This window comes from Sulfurivermis sp. (genome assembly GCF_059410345.1).
In genome coordinates this window covers 1-5045 of record NZ_JBLJDO010000040.1, presented here as the reverse complement: position 1 = coordinate 5045, position 5045 = coordinate 1, and the positions used below count along the sequence as shown (strand labels likewise).

Below are 5045 nucleotides of genomic sequence, written 5' to 3'. Positions count from 1 at the left end.
GGCGCAAGGCGGAAGCAAGCGAGAGGCCGGCCTTGGCGGCGCCGGCAATCATGAGCAGTGCATCCGGCAGTTGCTCCTCGATGCGATCGATGCGGCGCTGGCGAAGCCAGCGGAACACCAGGCGCGGCGCGAACGCGAGCACGGCCGCGACGACGAGCGCGACGACGAGGCTGTGCGTGAGCAACCACACGGCGACGGCGGCGAGCAGCATCAACGCGAGGTTGATCGCGTACAGACGGGAGGGGTCGGCGAACAGGAACAGGTCGCGCAGGCTGTGATGGGTTTCGCGGGTGAAGCGCGTGCGCCAGGCGGCGAGCAACTTGCTGCCGAGGTCGGTCGTCGCCCACACCAGCAAGGCGACGACGGCAGCGATGGCGATTCTTGAGTAGGCTGGACGCCTGGCGGCCACCAGAGTAGGATTTAATCACATTCCGACAAAGGAGCCAGCCATGCGAACCACCCAGCAAATGAGCATCACCCTGCCCAACGATATGGCGGACCTGGTGAAGGCCAAGGTGCGCACTGGCGAATACGCCAGCGAAAGCGAAGTGATCCGGGATGGCTTGCGTGCACTGTTGGCCAGGGATCGCGCCGTGGAGAGCTGGCTGCACGACCAGGTCGGCCCGGCATATGACGCCTTGAAGGCTGATCCATCGCGCGCTGTCACCGCTGATCAGGTGCGTGCCCGCTTGGCCAGCGAATCCGCGAAGACACGATGAGCTATCCCGTTGTCTTCAGCCCGGAGGCCGAGGAACAGCTCGTGGCACTATACCGCTACATCGCCGAGGCGGCATCGCCCGACATTGCCGCGCGGTACACGGAAGCGATCGTGAGCTACTGCGAAAGCCTGCGTACGTTTCCCCATAGGGGCACCATCCGCGATGACGTGCGGCCTGCTCTGCGCATCACCCACTACAGGAAGCGTGCAGTGATCGCCTTCGACGTGGACGCCGAAGTGGTTTCCATCATCGGCGTCTTCTACGGCGGCCAGGACTACGAAACCATCCTGCAAGACGAACCGGACGACGGCAGCCCAGGGGACTGATCCCCTTGCCGTATGTCTTCTCCTTTTACCGGGCCAACCCCGGAGGTCTGCGCATCGGCAAGATTCTGGATAGCGCTTGCCGACACCCGGGAACAGGGGACGCAGGGCCGGCTGCAGAGTGCTGTCAGTACTTGCGGTGGGCGGGATCGTCCACCATGGCAGCGCGTACGGGGTTGAGTTCGATATAACGCTGGCAGGTCAGCAAATAGGCGTCGGCCTGGATGAGTGAGGATTTGTAGCGGCTGTCCCACAGGGTACCGGTGCGGTGGTAGGTGGTGTTGATGTATTGGACGTAGCGGCGCCCCAAGGCGATGATGAGACGGGGAACGGCTTCGGCTTTCTTCGGGGTGACCAGCAGATGCACATGGTTGGTCATCAGTGCATAGGCATGCAGGGCGCACTGTTCCTTCTTGAGTGCTTCGTCCAGCCAGTAGAGGTAGGCCTGGTAGTCTTCCTCGCCAAAGAAGCAGGGCTCGCGGTTATACCCGCGCTGGACGATGTGCAGAGGGATGTTGTCGAGGTGGACGCGCGGGCGGCGTGGCATAAGCCCATCATGGCAGCAGGAAATAATTCGAGCCTGGCCCCTTTGATTCGCGCGGTTGCCGTTGCGATTGTAGTGGGGATCACCGCAGAACGAGACGCCGGAAACCCGGCATGCCGGGCGCCAGCTCGGTCTTGAACGGTAGGGTCGCATCAGCATTCACTTCGGCGAGCGAGCGTACGCCTTCCCATTTGTCCGAGATTGCCTGGATGCCTTCCACGTCTGGAAAAATGGGGGAGAGTTCAACTAAGACTCGCCAGTCTCCGCTTCTCGGCCCTACAGCTTGAACGGTGTAAAACAATTTCTGTTGTTCGTGCAGTTCCGTGAGCTGCTTCCTGTATGAACGGTAACTGAGATATGGCTGGCCATCACTTCTCTTCTCATCCATATTGAATTGCCAGGGAAACAACAACAGGATATTGGGCTTCATCGAGACCAGAAATGCACGCTTGTCGCTGAAAAGTTCAGGTATAAAAAATGTTTTGCCAGTTGCCACACTTCTCATTTCTCCCCCTGGTATCAGCCCAAGAATCCCCGCTTTATTTATCATCTCCACGCTGGCCTGGTAGGTATCTTCCCGGTCGAAGCCTCGGTAACCTGCCCGATATCGGATTTTTTCGGCCTGAGCGGAGAAAGTCGAGACAGTTTTCCTTTGCACGGTCGCCGGTTTCCCCTGATAAAACGGGGCAACTGCATCTGGCTCTTCACTCCAGTCCTTGATGGTCGACGAGCAAGCCGGAAGACAAAGCAGCCCGCACATAATGGCAATGAGTTTGCGTTTCATCAGTTGGGGACGCTCGTCGTTCATGGTTGTACCGTCAGGTTGTTGATGTGATAGCCGTTGGCATTGAGCCAACCAAGGTAGGCCTGCATGTCGACCGTCCCCGTCTGATTGGTCGTGTAGCCAAACGCGTTCTTGGGCAAGTCCGATCGCTCCGTGTACGTGATGAACTGCTCCGTATCGGCAAAGGTCATGCCGGTTCCGGTCATTTCGCGCTGGGTGGTCTTGCTCCCGTCCAAATAGCGGACTTCCCGGTCTTCCGCACCGGCCCCCGGAATCGACGTGGTCGGGATGTCGTAATCGTTATTCCAGGTGCTGTCGTTTACGAAAGGCGAGCCCGCTTTGGGGGAGCCAAAGCGGATGGCATCGCTCTTGTCGTGGATAACAGGATTAGACGGAACGGTAAACGTCGTCTCCTTCATCGTCACCCCTGCCGCCATCGCTTGGTCGACCATCCACGCGAGCGCGACCTGCGCCAACTGATTTTCACCTGGCCCGAAGCCGCCGCCAATGTCGGCATGGGCGCCGATGAAGCCGCGCTCGATGCGGGTTTGGCCCACAGGCACGGTGCCACCCATGATGGACTCCAGCGGGAAGCCGCCCCAGGAATGGGTATCCCAAGGTTTGGCACGCCCAAGCGGCAGCGTGTGATCACGAAACTCGTTCAGTGCGACAGCCTGCGCCACATACTGGAACCCGGGCACGATGTTGAAGTTGTAACTGGTACCGGACCAATTATCGCTAAGCACGGTGTCCCACAACCCCATGAAGCGGAAATTGATCAATTGGCAACTCTTTTGTCCTTCCCGGTTAGTGTAGCGATATACGCCGTTGATGGTGTTGGCGTTGATGCGGTTGGCGAAGTCGCGCGCCTGCGCCGCGCCCCGGCTGAAACCGATAATGTCCACATCCATCAGCTGCGTGCTGTCGTACGCATCTGCTTCATCATTGAAATACTGGATCATGCGCTCAATGCGCGCAGGGCCGCTCCAGTTGACGCCGGCATCCAGAAGTGGCGCGTGGATGTCGCCGTACACGGGGTCTTTGTGAATCACGCCGACGCCGGTGATGTAGTTGGGCTTACGTCCACTGCTGTTAGAGTCGTACAACTCTGCAAATTCCCACACGTTCGACGGCGCACTATTGAGCTTCTTCAGTAACTCTGGATCGTCCGTGTTTTCCGTCCCATCGAACGCAAACAGTATCAACCCCCACGGGTCGATGTAGCTCAGTGGGTTGTTGTTGACGTAGGCATACGCATTGGGGCTGCCGAGGCGCTCAGCCAGTCGTCCGAGCGGATCGGGGCTGAGATAGCGGCCGGCTTGCGGGTCGTAGTAGCGGAAGTCGTTGTAGTAGAGGCCGGATTCCGCATCCTCCCACTGGCCGGGCAGGCGCAGGGCGAGGGTGTAAGGGGTGTTGCCGGCCGCGCGCGTTCTGATCACCTGGCCATAGGGTGCATAGGCGGCCTGCCAGATGGCGTGGCCCGCCTCGTCGGTGGCGGCGATCGGGGCGCCGAGGTGGTTCACGTGCACGAAGACCAGGCGGTCGGCGTTGCCGGTGAGGCTCGTCCAAAGGCTTGCCACGGTCTGCGCGAGTGCGGCCACAAAGCCTTCCGCCGGCGCTTGCAGGGCCTTGGGCTGGCGCGCGTCGAGCGTGGCGATGAGCCGGTCGGCGAGCCAGAGGTACTGGCGCGTGATGCGGCCTTCGGCGTCAAGGTCGGCGATGCGTTGACGCTGGTCGTTGTAGAGGGTGTGGGTGGCGCGGCTGGCGGTCTGTTTGCCGACGCGCAGGCCGCGATGGTTGTACGCGTATTGGGCGAGCACCTGGTCTGGCTGCCGGATCATCGTGAGCCGGCCCTGCGCGTCCCACACATACTCGTGCATGGTCCGCGGTGTGGTCATGGCGGCGCTGGCGGGATCGTAGGCGGCCTTGCGGGTGCGGCCGTGTTCGGTGACGGGGACGTTCTCCTGGGCGAGCACGCGGTTGCCGTGGGCATCGTAGTGGTAGCGCCAGACCGCAGCCGCCCCGGCATCAGTCGATGCCTTGACGGTGGCGGCCGAAGGCGCGGTCTGCGCGGCGATCAACTGCGACTGGCTGTCGTAGGCGTAGGCCTGCGTAGGCTGCGGGCCGTGGCCTTGCTGCTGTTGCAGCAGCACATTGCCGGCAGCGTCATACAGCAGGCGCGCATCGAAGAGGGCGGCCGGATCGGCGGGCAGGCCCAGTGCGCCGGGCAATGTGTTGGCGTTATGCACCGGCTGCGCGTGGGCAGCAGGAAGCAGGCGGTCCAGGAGGCTGCCGACCATGCTCTGGCGAACAGCCGCCTGCGAGGCAGCGGCCGTGTGCCGGGCGTCGGCCGCGCGGCCTGCGGGCCGGGTGTAGACCACGCGCGCCAGCACGCCTTCGCGGCTGCGCTGCCACTGCCCCTGGAAGCCGTTGCCGTAGGTGATGCTGCGCAGGCCGACCAAGTCGCGCTGCATATCCTTGACGAGCGTGGTTTGACCCCAGCCGAAGAAGGTCCACTGACTGGTTTGGCGATGCACCGCGACCACTTGAGAGGTGGCCCCGGAAAGTTGGACAGGGGGATGAGTGATAGCCTTGCTTTCACAACTGGCCGCACGAGCGGCTTTGAAAGGGAGCAAGAGCATGGCAAGAAGGAAACGGCGGAACCACTCGCCGGC

Annotated in this window: 6 protein-coding genes; 2 read left to right on the top strand and 4 right to left on the bottom strand. The window is 61.7% G+C overall.

Features of this window, described 5'->3' with window-relative positions; all coding sequences use genetic code 11:
• On the bottom strand, positions 1–409 hold a 409-nt coding region (locus ACMV8A_RS15490), incomplete at its 3' end, for a type II secretion system F family protein (RefSeq protein ID WP_495326786.1).
• Positions 410–449: 40 nt separating this feature from the next.
• Here ACMV8A_RS15490 and ACMV8A_RS15485 point away from each other — a divergent pair.
• Together ACMV8A_RS15485 and ACMV8A_RS15480 are read left to right on the top strand one after the other, a co-directional pair.
• Positions 450–719 carry a ribbon-helix-helix domain-containing protein gene (locus ACMV8A_RS15485; protein ID WP_495326785.1) on the top strand — a complete coding sequence of 90 codons (270 nt, stop codon included), beginning with the start codon at positions 450–452 and terminating at the stop codon, positions 717–719.
• Positions 716–1045, top strand: coding sequence for a type II toxin-antitoxin system RelE/ParE family toxin (locus ACMV8A_RS15480; protein ID WP_495326784.1), 330 nt, complete (start codon positions 716–718; stop codon positions 1043–1045). The genes ACMV8A_RS15485 and ACMV8A_RS15480 overlap by 4 nt, the downstream gene beginning before the upstream one ends.
• A gap of 124 nt (positions 1046–1169) precedes the next feature.
• Here the strand turns inward: ACMV8A_RS15480 and ACMV8A_RS15475 are convergent, their stop codons facing one another.
• The 3 genes from ACMV8A_RS15475 to ACMV8A_RS15465 form a co-directional block, all read right to left on the bottom strand.
• Entirely contained in the window at positions 1170–1589 is a 420-nt protein-coding gene (locus ACMV8A_RS15475) for a transposase (protein WP_495326783.1), read from the bottom strand.
• A 79-nt stretch (positions 1590–1668) separates the two neighbouring features.
• Entirely contained in the window at positions 1669–2394 is a 726-nt protein-coding gene (locus ACMV8A_RS15470; RefSeq protein WP_495326782.1) for a hypothetical protein, read from the bottom strand.
• Positions 2391–4907 carry an RHS repeat-associated core domain-containing protein gene (locus tag ACMV8A_RS15465; protein WP_495326781.1) on the bottom strand — a complete coding sequence of 839 codons (2517 nt, stop codon included), beginning with the start codon at positions 4905–4907 and terminating at the stop codon, positions 2391–2393. The genes ACMV8A_RS15470 and ACMV8A_RS15465 overlap by 4 nt, the downstream gene beginning before the upstream one ends.
• Positions 4908–5045 lie beyond the last annotated feature (138 nt).

What these genes read in the sequence shown, in the direction of transcription:
- ACMV8A_RS15470 (WP_495326782.1), bottom strand. Translation starts at nt 2,394, where the DNA reads ATGAACGACGAGCGTCCCCAACTGATGAAACGCAAACTCATTGCCATT.
- ACMV8A_RS15485 (WP_495326785.1), top strand. Translation starts at nt 450, where the DNA reads ATGCGAACCACCCAGCAAATGAGCATCACCCTGCCCAACGATATGGCG.
- ACMV8A_RS15475 (WP_495326783.1), bottom strand. Translation starts at nt 1,589, where the DNA reads ATGCCACGCCGCCCGCGCGTCCACCTCGACAACATCCCTCTGCACATC.
- ACMV8A_RS15480 (WP_495326784.1), top strand. Translation starts at nt 716, where the DNA reads ATGAGCTATCCCGTTGTCTTCAGCCCGGAGGCCGAGGAACAGCTCGTG.